General features: G+C 37.8%; 18 protein-coding genes. 9 read left to right on the top strand and 9 right to left on the bottom strand.

The annotated features are described in order from the left end of the window. The first annotated feature begins 15 nt into the window (after positions 1–15). Positions 16–1,194 (top strand): mechanosensitive ion channel family protein, encoded by a 1,179-nt coding sequence (locus O0931_RS12135; protein WP_269415848.1) that lies wholly within the window; start codon positions 16–18, stop codon positions 1,192–1,194. 266 nt (positions 1,195–1,460) lie between these two features. Here O0931_RS12135 and O0931_RS12130 read toward each other — a convergent pair whose 3' ends face one another. From O0931_RS12130 to O0931_RS12120, 3 genes are all read right to left on the bottom strand, one after another. Next, positions 1,461–2,120: a phosphatidylserine decarboxylase family protein gene (locus tag O0931_RS12130; protein ID WP_269415847.1), complete on the bottom strand. Its 660-nt coding sequence runs from the start codon at positions 2,118–2,120 to the stop codon at positions 1,461–1,463. Between the two features lie 53 nt (positions 2,121–2,173). After that, entirely contained in the window at positions 2,174–2,716 is a 543-nt protein-coding gene (gene hpt / locus O0931_RS12125; protein WP_269415846.1) for a hypoxanthine phosphoribosyltransferase, read from the bottom strand. 132 nt (positions 2,717–2,848) lie between these two features. Continuing rightward, positions 2,849–5,005 carry a transglycosylase domain-containing protein gene (locus O0931_RS12120; RefSeq protein ID WP_269415845.1) on the bottom strand — a complete coding sequence of 719 codons (2,157 nt, stop codon included), beginning with the start codon at positions 5,003–5,005 and terminating at the stop codon, positions 2,849–2,851. Positions 5,006–5,287: 282 nt separating this feature from the next. Here O0931_RS12120 and O0931_RS12115 point away from each other — a divergent pair, with 282 nt between their 5' ends. Genes O0931_RS12115 through O0931_RS12105 form a run of 3 tightly spaced genes read left to right on the top strand, consistent with a single transcriptional unit; the run spans position 5,288 to position 7,335 of the window. Continuing rightward, positions 5,288–6,364, top strand: a complete 1,077-nt coding sequence (locus O0931_RS12115) for an Mrp/NBP35 family ATP-binding protein (RefSeq protein ID WP_269416261.1) — start codon at positions 5,288–5,290, stop codon at positions 6,362–6,364. Between the two features lie 34 nt (positions 6,365–6,398). Beyond that, the gene (locus tag O0931_RS12110) at positions 6,399–6,644 is read left to right on the top strand and encodes a NifU family protein (RefSeq protein WP_056086291.1); all 246 of its coding nucleotides are present in this window, start codon (positions 6,399–6,401) and stop codon (positions 6,642–6,644) included. A 46-nt stretch (positions 6,645–6,690) separates the two neighbouring features. Next, positions 6,691–7,335, top strand: coding sequence for a peptidase associated/transthyretin-like domain-containing protein (locus tag O0931_RS12105; protein WP_269415844.1), 645 nt, complete (start codon positions 6,691–6,693; stop codon positions 7,333–7,335). Positions 7,336–7,382: 47 nt separating this feature from the next. Here O0931_RS12105 and def read toward each other — a convergent pair whose 3' ends face one another. From def to O0931_RS12090, 3 genes are all read right to left on the bottom strand, one after another. After that, a complete protein-coding gene (gene def / locus O0931_RS12100; RefSeq protein WP_269415843.1) occupies positions 7,383–7,943 on the bottom strand; it encodes a peptide deformylase in 561 nt (186 codons plus the stop codon). A gap of 125 nt (positions 7,944–8,068) precedes the next feature. Further along, complete coding sequence (locus O0931_RS12095) at positions 8,069–9,301, bottom strand: M16 family metallopeptidase (protein WP_269415842.1); 1,233 nt, start codon at positions 9,299–9,301, stop codon at positions 8,069–8,071. 254 nt (positions 9,302–9,555) lie between these two features. After that, positions 9,556–11,634, bottom strand: a complete 2,079-nt coding sequence (locus tag O0931_RS12090; protein WP_331283626.1) for a S9 family peptidase — start codon at positions 11,632–11,634, stop codon at positions 9,556–9,558. Positions 11,635–11,872: 238 nt separating this feature from the next. Between O0931_RS12090 and O0931_RS12085 the strand changes: the two genes are divergently transcribed. The 3 genes from O0931_RS12085 (at position 11,873) to O0931_RS12075 (ending at position 14,771) form a co-directional block, all read left to right on the top strand. After that, positions 11,873–13,411 carry a YifB family Mg chelatase-like AAA ATPase gene (locus O0931_RS12085; protein WP_269415841.1) on the top strand — a complete coding sequence of 513 codons (1,539 nt, stop codon included), beginning with the start codon at positions 11,873–11,875 and terminating at the stop codon, positions 13,409–13,411. An 84-nt stretch (positions 13,412–13,495) separates the two neighbouring features. Further along, positions 13,496–14,119: a hypothetical protein gene (locus O0931_RS12080; RefSeq protein WP_269415840.1), complete on the top strand. Its 624-nt coding sequence runs from the start codon at positions 13,496–13,498 to the stop codon at positions 14,117–14,119. A 280-nt stretch (positions 14,120–14,399) separates the two neighbouring features. Further along, positions 14,400–14,771: a hypothetical protein gene (locus O0931_RS12075; RefSeq protein ID WP_269415839.1), complete on the top strand. Its 372-nt coding sequence runs from the start codon at positions 14,400–14,402 to the stop codon at positions 14,769–14,771. Positions 14,772–14,812: 41 nt separating this feature from the next. Here the strand turns inward: O0931_RS12075 and O0931_RS12070 are convergent, their stop codons facing one another. Next, complete coding sequence (locus tag O0931_RS12070; protein WP_269415838.1) at positions 14,813–15,061, bottom strand: hypothetical protein; 249 nt, start codon at positions 15,059–15,061, stop codon at positions 14,813–14,815. Between the two features lie 103 nt (positions 15,062–15,164). Between O0931_RS12070 and O0931_RS12065 the strand changes: the two genes are divergently transcribed. Together O0931_RS12065 and O0931_RS12060 are read left to right on the top strand one after the other, a co-directional pair. Then, a complete protein-coding gene (locus tag O0931_RS12065; protein WP_269415837.1) occupies positions 15,165–15,512 on the top strand; it encodes a hypothetical protein in 348 nt (115 codons plus the stop codon). An 81-nt stretch (positions 15,513–15,593) separates the two neighbouring features. Continuing rightward, entirely contained in the window at positions 15,594–16,976 is a 1,383-nt protein-coding gene (locus tag O0931_RS12060) for an MBL fold metallo-hydrolase RNA specificity domain-containing protein (protein WP_269415836.1), read from the top strand. 315 nt (positions 16,977–17,291) lie between these two features. On the opposite strand, the gene O0931_RS12055 is transcribed toward O0931_RS12060, so the two are convergent. Continuing rightward, the gene (locus O0931_RS12055; protein ID WP_269415835.1) at positions 17,292–19,181 is read right to left on the bottom strand and encodes a M3 family metallopeptidase; all 1,890 of its coding nucleotides are present in this window, start codon (positions 19,179–19,181) and stop codon (positions 17,292–17,294) included. Between the two features lie 55 nt (positions 19,182–19,236). After that, entirely contained in the window at positions 19,237–20,046 is an 810-nt protein-coding gene (locus O0931_RS12050) for an AraC family transcriptional regulator (protein WP_269415834.1), read from the bottom strand. Between the last annotated feature and the right edge of the window lie 26 nt (positions 20,047–20,072).

The following is a 20,072-nucleotide window of genomic DNA, read 5'->3' as shown; positions in this document are numbered from 1 at the left end:
TCATTGCAAGGCGATATGTTAGATTCTGCTTTTTTTGAGCAAGCTTTTTGGGGTAATACAGTGAGGGCTTACTGTTTGTTTGGCGGTATTCTGTTAACCGGCCTCATTTTCAGAACAATTGTTTCCAGGTTGTTAAGTAAGTTATTGTTTAAACTTTTCCAAAGATTTTCTCAGCAAGCCCATGATGATACTTTCGTCGCCTTATTGCTTAAGCCGATTGAAGTCTTTATCCTTTTCTCGACACTTTATCTATCCATTAATCAACTTAAACATCCTTTAGAGGTTACGGTTTTTCATTTTAACCGATTGGTTGGAAAAGTTAAGGAACCTATTCCGGTTACTATTGGTGATTGTGTCGACAGAATATTTCTATTCCTGATAATCCTTTCTGTTTTTTGGATATTCCTTCGGATAATCGATTTCATTTCGCATGTTTTAATGTATAGGGCATCGCTAACCGAAAGTAAAGCTGATGATCAATTGGTGCCATTTTTAAAGGAACTTTTTAAAACAGTTATCGTATTTATAGGCTTCTTTACGTTACTTGGCTTTGTGTTCGAAGTAAATGTTTTAACACTGATAACCGGCTTGGGCATTGGCGGTATCGCAATTGCTTTAGCTGCGAAAGAGAGCCTGGAAAACCTACTCGGTTCATTTACTATTTTCCTGGATAAACCCTTTACGGTAGGCGATTTGGTAAAAGTAGATGGCGTAGAAGGAACGGTTGAAAAAGTAGGTTTCAGAAGCACCTTAATTCGTACCTCGGAAAAAACAATGGCAACTATTCCTAATAAAGGAATGATTGATGGCGTTTTGGAAAACATGAGTTTAAGGAACTTCAGAAGAGTGAAATTTTCTTTTGGCATTACATATGAAACCAATGCCGAAACCATCAAAAATATAGTTGATGAAATCAGAGATTACATTCACGCACATGCAGATACAAGCGATGATGGTAATGCCTATTTCGAAGGTTTTGGCGATTCATCGTTAAATATAGAGGTCATATATTTCGTTTCTATTACGGCTTATAATGATTATTTAGCGATAAAACAGGAAATCAATTTCAAAATTATGGAAATTGTTATGCGAAATAAATCTGATTTTGCTTATCCAACGCAAAGGTTAATCAGCGATAAAACTTCAGGCACTTCATCAAAAGAAAAAGAAGTTGGCAATGATGCTACCGACTAGACCAGGATTAATGGATTACCAGTATAATATGTAAATCCGGTTAGAACCAAGCTCAAGTTTACTGAGGTATCTTAGGTGGTTAAAAAATAACGCAGGATTGATGGATTATAGGATTGCCAGGATTATATCAAAACCCGGTTAGAACCAAGCTTAAGTGTACTGAAGTGTCTTAGGTGGTTAAAAAATAATGCAGGATTATGGGATTAACAGGATGATTTCTAAATCCGGGTAGAATCTAGCTTAAATGTACTAAGGTGGTTAAAGAATTAACTTAATGTTGCTAACGTCGTAATACCGCCTTTAACAACTTCGTTAAGTGCTACGTTAACTTTTGTTCCAACGGGAAGGAAAACATCTACCCTGGAGCCAAATTTAATAAAACCAAACTGTTCTGCCTGAACAACCTGATCGCCTTCTTTTACATACCAAACAATTCTGCGGGCCAATGCACCTGCAATCTGGCGAAACAATACCGGGGTACCATTTTTATGTTCTACAACAGTTGTTGTGCGTTCGTTTTCTGTAGATGACTTCGGGTTCCATGCAGCAAGATATTTACCCGGGTGGTATTTAAAGAATTTTACAACGCCGGAAATCGGATTACGGTTAATATGAACATTTACCGGCGACATAAAAATCGAAACCTGTAATCTTTTATCTTTAAAATATTCCCCTTCTTCAGTTTCTTCAATAACAACAACTTTGCCATCTGCCGGGCAGATTACTAAATTATCGCCTGATGAAAAGCTACGGCTCGGGTTGCGGAAAAATTGCAGAACAATAATAAACAGTGCTGCAGAAAAAATATAAACAAACCAGCGTAACCAGGTTAAATCATAGTACTTATAATCTATAAATGCGTTAATGATAAAAATAAATAATATGCTTAAAGCTATTGTGGTGTAGCCTTCTTTATGTATGGTCATTGTGTTAGAAATTATAGGGCAAAGGTGCGAAAAATAAATAATACAAACTAAAATTATGATTCAGTTGCCCTGTAAATGTCGGTTAAGTTTCTGCCGAGACCATTATAATCCAGTCCGTAGCCAACCACGAATTCGTTAGGGATTTCAAAGCCAATGTAATCCAGTTCTTCTATTTCGTATTTTAATGCAGTTGGTTTAAGCAGCAGCGAACTTACTTTCAAGGAAGCGGGTTTTTTTTCTTTTATGGTTTTGATGATGTGTGTTAGGGTTAAACCCGTATCCACAATATCTTCAACTATAATTACATCCCTGCCTTCAATATCTTCAGATAAACCAATCAGTTCTTTTACCTTCCCAGAGCTCGACGTTCCTTCATAAGATGCAACACGCGTGAAAGCAATTTCACATGGCACATTTATTTCTTTAATCAAATCGGCCATAAATAAAAAACTTCCATTAAGAATGCCAATAAATAATGGACACCTTCCTTCATAATCGACATTTATCTGTATGCCCATCAGTCGAATTCTTTTGCTTATTGTATCATTTTCCAGGAAGATTTCAAACTCTTTGTCTTCTACTTTTATTTTGTGCATGTGCCGGATTGTTAAATTGTTAATCGTTAGCGTTTTGTAAATATAAGCCTCGTGTATGTGGCGTAATCAATTTATCTCTAAAAAACTTCGCTATTAACCATGAGCCATCAACCATTATCCATCATACATAATTTACCCCCCATTCTCCAGTTCTTTTTCTCTCCGCCGCTGTTCCCTTCGTTCCTGTCTTAATTGCTTTTTAGTTTTTACGGTATCGGTTGGCTTAGTGCCTGGTCGGCTTGAAGTATCCTTCTTACCCCCACCGAAAATCCTGTCAAAAAGATTTTTGCTTTTATCCTGCATCACAACAGGTACATCATTCATATTATCATCATCGTCAAATGCAGAGGTATCAACCACAGCAGTGTCAGGGGCAAGATATTTACGTAAGCCTTCCCTTAACCTTACATTATAGAAACCATAACCTGAGGTATCAGCAGATGTTAAACCCCGCCTTGCCATGATATTTCCCATAAACCTGAAATAGTTAAACATATAAGGTTTCAAGCTCCCGTCGGCCATAAATTTATACATAGATGCTTTTGGCTTTGGTACAATGCTGGCCAGAAAAAGTCCGTCACCAATGGTTAAATCAGCAGGTTGTTTTCCAAAATAATACCTCGATGCTTCACCAATGCCGTAAATATTCTGACCAAGTTCCATAATATTGAAGTAAACCTCGAGCATTCTTTGTTTGCTAATCAAATGATTATGCTCAATTAACCAAACAATTAAAATTTCCTCCGCTTTACGGGCAAGGGTTTTCTGCCGACTTAAATAAACATTTTTTACGAGCTGCATACTGATTGTACTTCCGCCACGTTTAAATTTTTTCTCCTTAAAGTTTACGGCAATCGACTTACGGATGGATTCTTCAACAAAGCCATTGTGGGTAAAAAAAGAAGGGTCTTCTGCAGTTAAAACGGCATTAATAAAGTTTTTAGATATGGCATTTAAAGGCGTAAAATTTGGGTTTGAAGGACCAATTGTAATGTCGCGCATGGGCTTGCCATATTCGTATGGGGTATAAACAAAAGGACTGTTAATTTTTTGCAGGTTGGTTTTGCCCCACTGTACGATCTTAAAATCAACAGGCGTTAACGTAGAACTGAATTTAACGCTATCCGGAATTGCCGTATCAAGGTAGAAATTTAAATTGTATTTTATTTTTCCCTGAACTTTCAAGCCGTCGAGCGATTCGAACAATCCCTGTGGAAAAGCCTGAAAGATAGCTTGTGCGTCTTGTTCTTCGGCATTTAATTTTAATTCGTAAATCTTATTTTTGCCTAAAGTGTATTTAACATAAGGATGAATGGATGCGTTTTTTAAATAGGCTGTAGAACTGCTGTCTAATGCAATATAATTAGGGCCTACCAAAACATCTGCATCCAATTTGGCGCTTTGAACAATAATGTCGTTGCTGGCAATCCGAGGTTGGTTAATCAACATATTTTTAACCGACCATGAACCGGAAATTTTGTAATCATCACCACTATACTTTGCATTTTTTAGTTCTGTTTGCAGGGTATCGAAGCTTAGTTTTGCATGGAGCTTGTTATTCAGGTATGGTAATTCCAACTTTTTCCCGTCTGCATAGGCCATTATATTTAATTCTTTGCTTCCCGGATTTACTTCCCCGTCAAAATGCCAGACAGATTCGCCGTTGTTTACATTTATTGTCGATTTTAAATCGCCTCCATCTATAGTAGCAGCAGTCGCGAAATTTAATTTAGCCGTATCATTATCATTAAGTTTAAAAACCATGTTTTTAACGTCCATATCATCAGGTATTTTATATAAAACCTCATTGAGGATGTTGCTTGCGATGTCGGCCAGGTTTACTTTGCTTTTTGTTGTTGTGCTATCTTTTTTCTTTCTTTTAAGGATAAAATCGATGTTTGATGTGGAGTCTTTAAAGACAACACTTACAAAACCATTGTTTAATTTAAGTTCGGCTAACTTTACATTGCCAAAAATAAGCGGCCAAAGTTTAACGCCTACACTAAGTTCAGCAATATTGGAAAGGGTATCCCTTTCTTTTGGAACAACAGAAATCGCGGTCATTTTCACGGTACTTAAACCAGTAAATCCTGCCGATCCGATTTTAACATCCAAACCATAATCTTTATTGGCTTTTGCGATGGCTTTAGCAACCATTTTTTTTAGCAGCGCCTCTCTTTTGCTATAGGCAACCGCGCCTAAAGCCATGCAAACAATCAAAAAAACACCTAAAACCCAGGCTCCGATTTTTAAATATTTTTTAGGGATGTTAATTTTAGGTATGCGCATATAGGTAAAAATATAACTGGTGAAATCTGTTAAATTGCTTTTATGGTATTTCTTCTACTGTATTTTGCCGCTGCAAACTGCGAATTTTAAAACTTAAATTTAAAATGCTGTTGTTAAATTGCTGCATTTGCCACTTCAAACTGGAGGCTAAAAACTTGTTAATTGTCCAAATTGATTAAACGTAACAATCAAATGTTTATTTGGTGTTAAAATTACAGTTTAAAACCCTAAATAAAAGTATTTATGGCTATGTTTTGTTAATTTTGAATTTAAATTAATATGATGCAGATTAGCCCGCAACAAGTTTTAGATGCTTTAAAAAATGTAGAAGATCCGGATCTCAAAAAAGACCTGGTAACCTTAAACATGATAAAAGATTTACAGATAGTTGATACCCGAATAAATTTTACACTTGAACTTACCACACCTGCATGCCCGATGAAGGAAATGCTGAAAAATGCCTGTACAAATGCAATAAAACATTTTGTATTCGCAGAGGCGGACATAAATATAAATGTAACATCCAGGGTAACACAACCTGTTAATTCATCATCGTTGGATAACATTAAAAACATCATTTTGGTTTCGTCAGGAAAAGGCGGTGTTGGAAAGTCTACGGTTGCAAGTAATCTGGCAGTTACCCTGGCCAAAGACGGTGCAAAGGTCGGTTTAATCGACGCGGATATTTATGGACCATCAGTGCCTACGATGTTTGATTTGGTTGATGCAAAGCCAGGTGCAGAAGAAACAGCAGATGGCAAGACAAAAATTATTCCGATTGAAAAATATGGTATAAAATTATTGTCGTTAGGCTTTTTTGCTGATCCGGGTCAGCCGGTACCCTGGCGCGGACCGATGGCTTCGAATGCGGTAAAGCAATTATTTAATGATACGAACTGGGGTGAGTTAGATTATTTAATTGTAGACCTGCCTCCGGGTACAGGTGATATTCACATCACCATTACGCAAAGTTTTCCGATAGCAGGAGCGGTTGTGGTTACAACGCCTCAGCAGGTGGCTTTGGCCGATACCCATAAAGGCCTGGCGATGTTCCGTATGCCGGGCATTAATATTCCGGTGTTAGGCGTGATAGAAAATATGTCGTATTTTACACCAGCCGAATTGCCGGAAAACAAATATTATATTTTTGGTAAGGGTGGTGGCAGAAAACTGGCTGAGCGGTTTGATGTTCCGTTTCTAGGTGAAATTCCAATTATACAGCATATTTCCGAAGCCGGAGATAATGGAAAACCTGTTGCATTAAATCAAAATCCGCTTCTGGATGGTATATTTGGAAATATTGCAGGTAAAATAGCCCAACAAATATCCATTAGTAACGCACAGACGGCCAATTGCTAAAAAATTACTATTTTTATATTTTAATAATCAAATAATGAATTTAACAGAACAAGTAGAACAGGCATTAGAAACCATCAGACCATATTTAATGGCCGACGGGGGTGATGTTTCTGTTGAAGAAATTACATCAGAGGGTATTGTGAAGCTGAAGCTTTTAGGTAACTGCGGTTCTTGCCCGATGAGTTTTATGACCATGAAATCTGGTATTGAACAAGCCATTATGAAAGCCGTTCCTGAAATTACATCAGTCGTAGCCGTAAACATGGCAGAACAAGATTAACACTATTTAACAAGCGGTTTTAAGTATTAGAATTACTTTTGTCTTAATGAGATATTGTGTTGCCCTTATTTGCCTGTTTTTTTCTATAACCGCATTTGCACAACAGAAGCCGGCTCAAGATAAGCTTATTCAATTTTCGGGAATCATTACAGATATCGATAGCACTAATGTTATTCCGTACGTTACGATAACCAACCTTTCTCAGAAAAGCAAGCGTGTTGCGGCAGATTACAGAGGTTATTTTACCTTTATCGTAAATCCGGGCGATACCATTTTATTTACTGCAATTGGTTACAAAAAGTTCTCCACCATAATCCCTGAAAGTACACCGGATAGTAAATACACGATTATGGTTAAATTGAAAGCGGAGGTAATTAATTTGCCAACGGTTCGTATTTTCCCCTGGGCTACCACAGAAGAATTTACCCGTGAATTTTTATCTATGAAACTTGCCGACGATGATCTTGCAATTGCGAAGAAGAACCTTTCCAGATCATCTATTAATGGCCTGATTCAGACTTTGCCACGCGACGGCGGGGAAATCAGCAGCCAGAATTACCGGTATAATTTCGACAGGATGATTAACAAAAATATGGTTCAGACAAATCCGTTATTAAATCCTTTTGCCTGGGGTAAGCTGATGCAACAAATCTTCGACGGGGATAAAAAGCGGAGTGATAACGACGAATAAAAAAAGGAAAACGTTTTCATTTCCCCTCTTACATTTTCCATCAAACTTTATCTTTTCTTGCTCTTATTAGGAAACTTCATTTTGTAGTCGGTTTTAATGTTTCCTTTTGAGATCGCATCCAGTTTACTTTTAAGCATCGTTTTGCGAAGGATGCTTACTTTATCTGTAAACAATTTTCCCTCTATGTGATCGTACTCATGTTGAATTACGCGAGCAGGCATTCCGTCAACATCATCGGTATGTTCAACCCAGTTTTCATCAAAATATTTGATTTTAATGTTTGGTTTACGAAGGATGTTTTCGCGGATATCGGGAATACTTAAACAACCCTCATTAAAATTCCAGGGTTCGCCGGTTTCTTCAATTATCTGAGCATTAATAAACACTTTTTTGTAGCCAAGCGTTCCATCTTCGTCTTCACCGGTATCAACAATAAATAAGCGGATTGGCAAGCCGATTTGTGGTGCCGCCAAACCAACGCCATTTGCATAATACATGGTATCGAACATGTTGGCAATCAGTTCTTTTAATTCCGGATAATCTTTATCAATATCAATTCCTACTTTCTTTAAAACAGGGTCTCCGTATGCTACTATTGGTAATTTCATTGTGTAAAGTGTTTTTAATCGGCCGTTATCGCAATGCACGAACCAATCTATTGCTATCGCTAAAACCTAGCGCATTAAGATTGCTTTGTGCTTCGCAATGACGGGAATTGCTACAAAAATAGCAATTATTCCAGTATTGGACTGAAAGTAAAAATATTCAGTTGTTCCGGTGCTAAAACTTCATCCGCTATCTGCGCAATTTGTGTGGTGGTAACCCTATTAATTTTCTCAAAAACCTGTTCAAGGGAATCAATTTTATTATGGTCGATAAGCGTTTTAGCCATCGAAATAATTAAGCCGATTCTGTTTTCCTCACTTAAAGCAATTTGTCCGATGAATTTGTTTTTAGCTTTTTGCAACTGTAATTCATTCAGGGGATTATCTTTCAGCTTTTTCATCTCTTTAAAGATTAAAGACAATGCTTTTTGATGCTTTTCCTTATCTGTTCCAAAATAAATTGAAAATATTCCGGTATCGCTTAGTGGTGAAAAATTAGATTCTATGGTATAGGCAATTCCGTATTTTTCTCTGATTTGAAGATTTAAAACCGAACTCATTCCATTTCCGCCAAAATAATTATTCAGCAACATTAAGCCAGCTTTATTTTTATGATGGGTGGCATAAGTTTGTGTGCCCAATATACAATGCGACTGCATAATCGGCTTGTAAATATTGGTTATTGTCGGATTTAAAACGATAGGTTTTACCCGGTTTAATGGTGGCGAATTTTCTTCAACATCAGCGAAATATTTTGTGCCTTTTTTTACAAAGCTGTTGAAATTATAGTTCCCTAAAACAGCGATTACGATTTCATTGGTACGATAATTTGCCTTACGGAAATTGATGACATCTTCCCGGGTAAAATTGCTCACACTTTCTGTGGTGCCAAGAATGTTATTTCCTAAAGCATTTCCGGCAAAAAGCATATCCTCGAAGTCATCATTAATGGCTTCTTCGGGCTGGTCTAAATAGGAGGCAATCTCATCCAGAATAACACTTTTCTCCTTATCCATCTCCTCTTCAGGAAAAGTAGAATGGAAAATGATATCATTAAAAAGATCTAAAGTTCTCTCCAGATAAGGGTTCAAAAACGACGCGTGAACACAGGTATATTCTTTAGTAGTATAGGCATTCAAATCGGCGCCAACACTTTCCAGACGGTTTAAAATCTGGTTGGTGCTGCGTTTTTCTGTGCGTTTAAAAATGAGGTGTTCGATAAAATGTGCCAAACCCGCTTTTTGTTCAGGTTCATCGCGAGAACCCGTATTGATGATGATGCAGGCATGAGATATTGCAGAGGCCGAAGGCACGTGCAGCAAGCGGATGCCATTCGTTAAAGTATGAACATTGTATTCCATTAAGGGACAAAGATAAGGCTATTTGCTTATAAAGCCTCTGTATCGGGGTATCGCAATTGTAAAGCAGAAATCAATTTATCTTTCCTTGGGCCTTTTTCAAAAAACAACATTTCTGTATTGAGGAACAGCATCATTAATGCGAAAAGGCGTACACCGGTGCACAAGACAAATGATTTGAACTTGAAAAGGGTGTCATGTTGAGCCTGTCGAAACACTTAATTGTTCTTCGACAAGCTCAGAATGACAGGCGTATATTACTTCTCAATCCCTTCCAGTGCAAACAAAAATGCCCACCTTAGTGATACATCTTTCAAATAATCGAAACGACCTGACGCACCGCCGTGACCGAATTCCATATTTGTTTTAAGGAGCAAAACGTTTTTATCTGTTTTCATTGCACGAAGCTTAGCTACCCATTTAGCAGGCTCGAAATACTGTACCTGACTATCGTGTAATCCTGTTGTGACCAGCATATTCGGATAAGCTTTCTTCTCTACATTTTCATATGGAGAATAACTTTTCATATACTCATAAGCATCCTTTTTCTTCGGATTTCCCCACTCATCAAACTCGTTTGTGGTGAGCGGAATACCCTCATCGAGCATGGTATTTACCACGTCAACAAAGGGAACATCAGCAATTACACCATTCCATAAATCAGGGGCTAAATTCACCACAGCACCCATTAGCAAACCACCGGCACTGCCGCCATGCGCATACAAATGACCTTTCGAAGTATATTTCTGTTCAACCAGGTATTCGCCCGCAGCAATAAAATCGGTAAACGTGTTTTTCTTTTTCATCAGCTTGCCGTCCTCATACCATTGGCGGCCCATTTCTTGTCCGCCACGAATATTCGCAATTGCGAAAACGAAACCACGGTTAAGCAAACTCAGCCTCGGCGAAGAAAATGTAGCATCGGTACTCGCGCCATATGATCCATAAGCATAAAGTAAAAGCGGTGCTTTTCCATTTTTTTCAACCCCTTTTTTGTAAACCAAAGCCACCGGAATTTTGGTTCCGTCTTTCGCCGTGGCAAAAACACGTTCGGTAACATACTCATCAGGGTTATAACCGCCAACAATTTCTTGTTGCTTCATTAATTTTTTATCTTTTTTCTCTAAATCATAATCGTAAATAGAGTTTGGCGTGGTTAGAGAAGTGTAAGAATAACGCAGCATTTTGCTGTTATACTCCGGATTAGAACCAATGCCAGCCGAGTACACAGGTTCATCAAATTTGATGTAATAATCGCTGCCATCTTTTTTTAACACACGTAATTCTGTTAAGCCGTTTTTACGTTCAGATAAGACCAGGTAATCCTTAAACTCATCGCCGTATTCCAGCAAAACATCTTTACGGTTCGGAATTACTTCTTTCCAGTTTTCTTTCGTGGTTTTATCCAAAGGGCACTCCATCAAACGGAAATTTTTGGCATTCCAGTTGGTCACGATGTAAAATTTATCATCAACAGGCAATACATCGTACAAAACATCTTTAAACCTCGGAGTGAAAACTTTGAACGGGGCTTCGGGATGGTCAGCATCAATCATTCTGTATTCGGAAGTTAAAGTACCCTGCGAGCCGATGAAAATATACCTGCCGTTTTTTGATTTCGTTACGCCGATATAGTTCGAGTTGTCTTTTTCCTCATAAACAACAACATCGGTTTTGGCATCGGTTCCCAATACATGTTTTTTAATCTTTTCGCTCAATAAAGTAACCGGGTTTTTTGAGGTATAAAACAAAGTTTTATTATCGTTTGCCCAGGCTACTGCACCTTCGGTATTGGTAATCGCATCTTTATAAATTTCACCGGTTTCCAGGTTTTTTACCTGAATGGTGTATTGTCTGCGGGAAACTTTATCGACACCAAAAGCCAGCAATTTATTATCTGGGCTTACACTAAAACCTGTAGCGCTGTAATAAGAATGCCCTTTTGCTAAGGCATCAACATCCAACAAAACTTCTTCGGCGGCAGTTAAACCTCCTTTTTTACGACAATATTTGTAGTATTGCTGGCCATCTTCAGTGCGGGTGTAATAAAAATAACCATTCCTGAAAACCGGTACTGATTCATCTTTTTCTTTAATGCGACCTTTCATTTCCTTAAACAAATTCGCCTGGAACGTTTCCGTCCCTTTCATCATTGTGTCGAGGTATTTATTTTCAGCTTTCAGGTAATCTACAACCTTGGTACTGTCGGGTCCTTTTTTGAAATAATCAATCATCCAGTAGTAATTATCTACTACGGTATCGCCATGAATAATTCTTTTGTGCGGCTTAATATCGGCTATCGGAGGTTTAGCATCAGGCCATTTTATTGGTTTCATTTCTTGTTTTTTTGGGTTGTTGCAAGCCGTTATTGCACTCAGCAAAATCAGGGAGGGTAAGATACGTTTCATCATAATGGTTTGGTTGAGGTTGATGCAATTTAATGAATTTCTTTTAGATTTTAATTTGTAAATAAATGGTTCGGTTTTTCATTTTACATCTCCAAATTTCTTTCTATATTAGAAAACAATTATTCATCCCCGAATAACATAACATCCCGTTTCTTATTAGAATTTAATGCTTGTAAAAACATACGGGAGCGCTGTGTATGGTGTAAATGCACGCACTATAGCCATTGAGGTAAGTATTAGCGGCGGTAATAAATATTTTATGGTTGGCCTGCCGGATAACGCGGTAAAAGAAAGTCTGCAAAGGGTAGAAAGTGCCATTCATGTTTCCGGTTTCAGGATGCCAAGACAAAAAATTGTAGTTAATCTTGCCCCGGCAGATATCAGAAAAGAAGGTTCAGCCTACGACTTACCAATCGCTATCGGGATACTAGCCGCGTCGGGTCAAATTCCCTCTGAATCGTTAGAAAACTATTTTATTATGGGCGAATTATCGCTAAACGGTGCTATTCAGCCTGTTAAAGGCGCGCTGCCAATCGCAATTCAGGCTCAGCAGGATGGTTTTAAGGGCTTCATTTTGCCAAAACAAAATGTCCGGGAAGCAGCCATTGTAGACGGGTTAATCGCCTATGGCGTAGAAACATTGGCTCAGGTGATAGCTTTCTTCAACAAAAGTGAGCCGCTGGAACAACTTAAAATCAATACCAAAGAGGAATTTCTGAAAAACATCGGTAATTACGACTACGATTTCGCAGATGTTAAAGGGCAGGAGAACATTAAACGTGCTTTGGAAATTGCTGCAGCCGGTGGACATAATGTGATTTTAATTGGTCCGCCGGGCGCGGGAAAAACGATGTTGGCAAAACGTTTGCCAACCATCTTACCACCGCTGAATTTATATGAAGCTTTAGAAACCACTAAAATACATTCGGTTGCAGGAAAGCTTTCAGCAGCAGATGCGTTGATGACTATTCGTCCGTACCGTTCGCCGCATCATACCATTTCCGACGTTGCTTTGGTGGGTGGAGGGATGAATCCTGCACCAGGAGAAATTTCCCTGGCGCACAATGGTGTTTTATTTCTGGACGAATTACCGGAATTTAAAAGAACTGTTTTAGAAGTTATGCGACAACCATTGGAAGACAGGAAAGTTGCCATTTCACGGGCTCGTTTTTCAGTTGAATATCCTGCGAGCTTTATGCTCGTTGCATCGATGAATCCTTGTCCCTGTGGCTTTTACAATCATCCGGAGAAAGAATGTGTTTGTGCACCCGGTGTGGTGCAAAAATACCTCAGTAAAATTTCGGGACCACTTTTAGATAGAATTGATTTGCATGTCGAAGTTACGCCTGTCAATTTTTCGGAACTTGCCTCATCCCAAGAAGCGGAAAAAAGCGAATGTATCCGGACTCGTGTAATTAAGGCAAGGGAAATTCAGGATCATCGTTTTATGGATAAAGAAGATTTACATTATAATGCACAAATGAACCCTAAAATGGTCCGCAAAGTTTGTCAGATTAGCGAAGCCGGAACAGCTCTTTTAAAATCGGCAATGGAGCGCTTAGGTTTATCGGCACGTGCCTATGACAGAATTTTGAAAGTGGCCAGAACCATTGCAGATTTAGATGGAAGTAAACATATAGAATTAGAACATCTGGCAGAATCTATCAATTACCGAAGTTTAGACAGAGATGGCTGGGCCGGATAAACAATAAAACTATTTTTAAAGAATATGGTTTCAATTTTGTTAGCCTTGAGGGCATTAAGAAGCTGATTTGAAAGCAAAAATAAAATGAAGAAACTAATTACAGTAATGGTAATCGCTGCAATTTTTATGGCTTGCAGCAATCCGAAAAAACCACAAGATACCACGAAAGTAGCTAAAGAGCAATCTACTGAAGGTTTAACAGATAAGGAAAAATTAATAGCAGAATTAAATAGATTTAAACTGGCGGTTCAAACTAAAGATAAAAATGAAATAACTGGTTTTTTTATTTTTCCTGTGGCCGATAGCGCCCTAACAGTTTATGATATGGGCGATGAATTCGATAAGCAAAAAGTTGAAAATGGAAATGCCATCACTAAAAAAATGTTTATCGATAACTTTAACAGTTTATATAGTTACCTGGATTTCGACGAGTTTTCTAATCTTTTCAGGTATTTAAAAATAAATGAAATAACTACAAGAAATAGCCTTTCCTATGAACATAAACCTAAAAATGAAGGCTGCTATTATACCTATCATATTGATGTTAAAAATACAGAAGTTACAATTAGTTACGGAACCAATACAAATGATGAATACTTTAAAAAGCATTCGGACGAGGCTGAAGTTTGCAGCGAATATTTATCAATTTGGGTATTTGACTGGAATGGTAAAAAACTGGTTTTTAAAAAACAAATGGTTGCCGGATAGCATAGCTGCTTATGCTAAAGCCGGCCTAACTGAATAGTTTTAACTACCAATATCAGGAGTTTGATATCAGAATTACAGATTGTTTAATATTTAATTTGCCAAAAATAAAAAGCCTTGTAAAACAGATGTTTAGCCTAAAATAAATTGCTCGAAATCTTAAAATTATCTGTTTTTCCTAAGAATAAAATTTCGTTGGCACAGTCATTGTATTCAGGCTGTTACATTAATTAACAGAATCTATTGTCTACCCAATGGATTTATAACCTTTGAAAAACAAAACATGAAAAAAACAGTTCAAATTTTCAGCATGCTTTTAATAGCATTAACAGTGATGGCCTCGTGTAAAAAGGATACCGACCCGGCAGACAGAGATTTTTTCGTTGGTACTTACCGTGGAACGGTTTCTTACAGCAAAGATGGTACGCAAATTAACAGTACCGATGGTAAAGTAACCGTAACTAAAGTTAGCGACACTTATAGCTTCTTTTTTGGAAACAACATTCCTGATATTACAGGGGTTAAATTCCAGGAAAGCGGAAATACCTATATAAGTGTTGGTACAGGCGTTATCGGTATTACGATTGATGCAAGTACATTAAAAATTGGTGTTTCGAATTCGAATGGCACCTGGACAGCAAATTGTACCAGATAAATTATTAAATAAAAAGTCCCGATTTCAATCGGGACTTTTTATTACAGTTCTTCTTCATCCTCTTCTTCAGGCACATATTTTTCAATTGCCTGTCCAATCGCGTTCACTTCTTCATCTTCCTCGAAAATTGGTAATTCAGTTTTATAATCCATTTTTAACCAAATTGAAGAGGTATCTTTCTGAATCTGGATGTACTCTTTGCCATCTTTGAAAATGGTGTATGAATCATTTCCCTCAGGAAAAACGGAGTAATTTACCGGTCCTATTTCTATATCAAATGGCTCTTGCATTATTAACGTTTTTATTCAAAGATAGTGGTTTAAAAAATTAATACTTGCGTATTTTTAAAACTTATTAGTTGCTAATACTTTAAAAAAACTTTATATTTTAACTATGGATTTTACAAAAGCTGAAAACAAAATATGTAGGGCAATTTTTGAAATCGGCTTGCAACGCGAATTTAAAAAAGGGATGAATGAGTTTGCTGCAATTATAGATAAATGGAAATCGGAAAAACCTGAGGATAACAGAGAAAGTTATTATTCAATTTTTACTGCTGTAAAGGACTTTGACAAACATATAGCTCACCGTTACGATGGACTTAAAAATTCCTGGTTCTATGGCACTATTGTGGCTTTACTTATAGATAAAGTTATAACTGCCGAGGATTTGAAAGATTTCTCTGAAGAGCGAAAAGCCGAATTATTGCTCGCCGTTGAAAGGAATACAAAGTCCCGTTAACCAAAAAATTACCTGCTGTTGTTTAAAAATTCCGTCAATTGTACTACTTTACACCGAACAATTTACCCTACAGATAGAAAGATGAAGTTAACGTTTTGGGGCGCTGCGCAACAAGTGACTGGAAGTATGCACCTGCTCGAAGTGGGATATTATAAAATACTGATAGATTGCGGCTTAGATTATGAAAAAGAGACCTACCAAGAGGAAAACCAACAATTTCCATTCGACCCTGCCGACATTAACCTGGTAATTTTAACCCATGCACATATCGACCATTCGGGTAATTTACCCACATTGGTACGCCTCGGTTTTGACGGGCAAGTGCTTTGTACACCGCCAACAGCTGATTTAACTTCTATTTTACTATTTGATTCAGTTGAACTTTTTTTAAGAAAACAAAGCCGGAAACCTCGTACAAAACGTGGCAACTTCAACGGGCCGAAACCTTTATACCTGCACAAACACGTAATGGATACCATTGATCGGTTTGTAACCATAGGTTTTAATAAGCCCTTCAAAATTAACGGCGATATCAGTTTAGTTTTTATTCCGGTTGGGCATTTATTAGGCGCTGCTGCGGCTGTTTTAACCATCAACGATAATGGCGAAGAAAAGAAAATTGCTTTTTCAGGCGATATTGGCCGTGAAAATTATCCTGTTCTGGTAAAACCCGAGCCCATTCCTGAAGTTGATTATTTTGTTTGCGAATCTACCTATGGCGGTCGTTACCATACCAAAGACCAAACTTTGGAGGAAAGACTGGTAAAGGAAATCGAAGAGGCTTGCATTAAAACACCCGGGCGATTAATTATTCCTGCATTCAGTATTGGCAGAACACAGTCGCTGGTTTTTGCGCTGAATCAAATCTTCACTAAAAAATTATTACCGCCGGTTCAGATTTTTGTCGACAGCCCGATGGCGATTCAAGCAACTGATGTTTATCGAAAACACCATAATCTGGTTAATCAGGAAGCAAAAGATTTTTACAAAACCATGGGGGATGAATTTGAATTTGAGCATCTGGCTTATGTTCAAACCATGAAAGAAAGTAAAGATGTTTCCAATTATTTCGACCCTTGCATTATTATTTCTTCTGCCGGGATGTTAGAGGGCGGACGTATTCAGGACCATCTTTATTACAACATCCAAAACTATTATTGCACCATTCTTTTTATTGGCTATTGTGCTAAAGGAACGCTCGGGTACAAACTTCTCAGCGGTGCGCCAATCGTTAGAATTAAAGACCGCGAAATGATGGTTTATGCAACCATTCGCCAAACCGATTTACTCAGTGGCCATGGCGACCACGATGATTTAATGCGAACGGTAAAACAAGCCGGACAACCAAAACAGGTTTTCCTGGTTCATGGAGAAGATAAAAGTTTACGGAGTTTAACTGCGGCTTTGCAGGAAGAGGGTTTTAATGTTGTAGCTCCGGAAAGAGGAGAAGTTTTTGAAATTTAAAATCCTCATAAGCATCCCTATTTTCAGTTTTGCTCCTGAAAAAGGTAGCAGAATATAACACATTCTATAGGTTTTGTACAACATACACTCGAAGAAAAACAATTTCGCTACGAGAAGCCAAATTACTATTGACCACCTGCATCTCAGTTAAAGAAATCATCATTAATTTTGGATTTCTTGATATACCCCATTTTTCCAGATATTTTAAAAGCCAGACCAGTGCTACATCTACCGAATACAGAGGTTATTTGATAATAACATGAAGGGGAGCATACTTTCTAATAGCGTTTATTCTAAGCATTTTTATAGAGATGATTAGGGTTCATTCTGTTTATAGAGTTCGCGAAGTGTTTCTGTTTTATTCCGAATCAGCTTTAAAGTGCTTTTAAGCAAAATTTTAGTATCTAATTTGAAGCCCATGAACCTTTCAAATAATTCTGTTGCCGGGGCATTAAAACCATTTTTCAGAAGTGCTAAATATCGGGCTTCAAACTTTTTAGGGTGCTCATGCAAATGGTCATAAAGTTTGCCGGCTACTAAAACCGCATATAGATAGTTAACAGAATAAAGGGAATCGTCAAAAAAAAGCCTTTTATTAATCCATTCGCTTCTGCGTTCTGGCTCTTTTGGGAAAAATAGATCGTAATGCCCCATAACATTTGCATATAGACTATCTATATTTTCCCGGGTTAGACTTCGTCCATTAGCCAGATGGTCATATAGCTTTTGCTCAAACAACCCTTCTTCAGCAGAACTAAATACTTCAAGTGAAAGCAAGTTCAAGAATTGTTTAGTATAGTAGGCTTTACCTTTAATATCTTTAACATGTTCCTCCAATTTGTCCAGCACTAGCAATTCGTTGAGCATTGCAAACGCTTCGAAAAGAAAACTTGGCCCAGATGCATATGATGGTATTCTAAGCTGTTGATTCATCAGTAGCTGATGCACGGCGTGTCCACCTTCGTGTGAAAGCGTTAACAAGCTACTTAAAGTGCCATTATAGGTTCTCATATAAAGGCTAACAGGTACTCCTGCATAGCCGATGGAAGTATATTCATTTACACGGCTTCCAGTGCCCCCGGCAATTTCCATTGCACCGTTTTCAGGGGTTAGAAGCCATGAAAATTTCTTGATATAAGTACTGCCCAGGGGAGACATGGCGTCCAGAATTAGTTTTTTGACTTCTGTAAAAGGTAGGGGTTTGTAAGCGTATTTATCGGCAATTAATAGGTCGTAGCTGTTTACCTTTTCCAGGTCTGTGCCTCTTTGGTTATATTCTGCCAATAGTTTTTGATAAGCTTTAAATACATCAGCATGTAAGGGCATTTCCAGTAGCAATGATCTAACACTATCTTCAGGTAGCTGGAGATGTATCTTGTAATTGCGTTGTGGAGCATTTTTAAAGCCTTGAAGCTTAGATAATAAGTCATTCTGCTTGGCAATATCGATTAATGTTGTAGCCATCATTTCCCCATGGACATTGTATGCCGAATGGTAAGCGAGTGAAGTTGCTTTCCGTACTTCGTGATCTTTGCTTTGAAGCAACACATTACGATTTCGGATAGGATTAAGTTTTACACCGTCTGCTAAGATAATATCTGGAGCATCAATTTCGTCCATTAGTCTATCGTATTTTTCAGTGAGGCTCTCTACAGCCCGCTTTCCTATTTTTTGGAGCCGTATCTGTTCGGGTAGGGAAAGTTGAAAGTCTGTAGATTTGTTACGTTGATCTACAAAATATTTGTAGGTTGCTAGAGATTTGGGCTGATAGGATGCTGTAAATATTGTCTTGATTTCATCTTTACTAAGACTTTGCGTCAAGTATCCGTCTAACTTGTCAAGCTTCTCTTCAACCTGATTCCGAATATATCTGGAGATGGTGTCTCGGTTGTCTCGATAATTTAAAAGCCTGTAATACTCATAATGCTTTTTAAGGCTTATCAACAAGCGATCGTAATCTTTAAGTTTTTTATACAGATTCGAGGTAGTCCATAAGCTATCATTAATAAAACGGTCCACTTCACTGAAAAGAATATTACGCTTATTGGCCTCAATATTTTCACTTTTAAAATAGCGTGAAAGATTGACATGGAATTTTGTAGATTGGCCACTGAACGGATCAAAGGACTGGGCTCGTATCGAGATAAAAAAAGAGGTCAATAATACAACAGTGTTCGACAATATTAAATTTCGGATAATTTGCATAAAGTAAAGATACCTTTGATTGTCTCATCAAAAATTGAATGTAATTAACCATTAACTATATTTTTTTGAAATCTTTAGGTAGAAAACCGGTTGTTTGTTTGAAAACTCGGGTAAAATGAGCCTGATCGGCAAATCCACACTTATAAGCAATGCCTGTAAGTGATAGTTGTGATGACCTGATTAATGTAAGAGACCGGTCTACTTTGAGTTGCCTCATATATGCACTTAACGTCATGCCAAAATATTGCGGAAAGTACCTTGATAGGCTTACCGGATGGATGCCAGCTATACGGGTTAATTGTCCAAGATCAGGTTTGTCATCCCACCCATCATTCAGTTGTTCCCTTATCGCAGCTACCCATTTTGGTTTTTTTTTCTTATCAGAGGGCGGTGCTTTTCTATTGTCTGGCGGACATAAGAGTTCATATAATAGCAACTGTGCTGATGCTTCTACATAACTGTCTTTATCTTGGATTTCCTTAAAAAGCTTAAGTAGTATAAACTTACTTTGAGGTTCTTGTTGGGCAATCATTTTTTCTATACATTCCGATGTAGATGCAGTCTGACCAGCAAAAAAAGGTCCAAGGTCGAGGTTGATAGTAAGTGTCCCTGTTGCATAATTGGTGCATCGATGTATCTGGCCCTCCGGAATAAATTTGATGTCTCCCGGAATACGATATTTCACTTTGCCTCCAAATTCCTCATTGTACGCGCCACTTAACAATAAGCTTATACTGCTGTTCTGATGGGAGTGCCATTCTTCAAATTCTGAAATTGCTTCATAGCTTGTGAGCAATATGGAACAACCGTTTATTTGTTTCGAAAACCCATTATAACCTAGAAAACTTGCCGAAGGTAATTGCATAAAAAGTTAAGCTGTAGTCTAATTTA

Source organism: Pedobacter rhodius, assembly GCF_027213645.1.
Taxonomy (GTDB): Bacteria; Bacteroidota; Bacteroidia; order Sphingobacteriales; family Sphingobacteriaceae; genus Pedobacter; species Pedobacter rhodius.
This window is presented reverse-complemented; position numbering and strand designations above follow the sequence as displayed.